Source organism: Pseudomonas sp. E45-MNA-CIBAN-0222, from assembly GCF_040310405.1.
In the GTDB taxonomy this organism is placed as follows: Bacteria; Pseudomonadota; Gammaproteobacteria; order Pseudomonadales; family Pseudomonadaceae; genus Stutzerimonas; species Stutzerimonas stutzeri_AC.
This window is the reverse complement of the sequence record NZ_JBEOPU010000111.1, coordinates 1-269: the sequence shown is the minus strand read 5'-3', so window position 1 is coordinate 269 and position 269 is coordinate 1. Positions and strand designations below refer to the sequence as shown.

Annotated in this window: 1 protein-coding gene; it reads right to left on the bottom strand. The window is 40.1% G+C overall.

All coding sequences use genetic code 11. From position 1 onward, the window contains the following. On the bottom strand, positions 1–133 hold a 133-nt coding region (locus tag AAEZ08_RS22970), incomplete at its 3' end, for an NrdR family transcriptional regulator (RefSeq protein WP_500125186.1). Positions 134–269: the final 136 nt, after the last annotated feature.

Below are 269 nucleotides of genomic sequence, written 5' to 3'. Positions count from 1 at the left end.
CTACCATCTCAAACGTGGTAAAGCGCTCTTGGCAACTATTACAGGAACGGCGGCGACGCACTTGCGCCCCTTCTGCTGCAAGCCGTGAATCAATCACTTTGGTCTCTGACGCATTACAATATGGGCAATGCATACTATTTTCCTTATCTTAATACATTAAAGGCGGCAACATTAAAGCCATATTGAAGCGCTAATTAGGATGAGTGTATGAAACTTTTTAACCATTATTTTCCAATAGAAAAAGACTTAACTAATCTACTTACCAATAC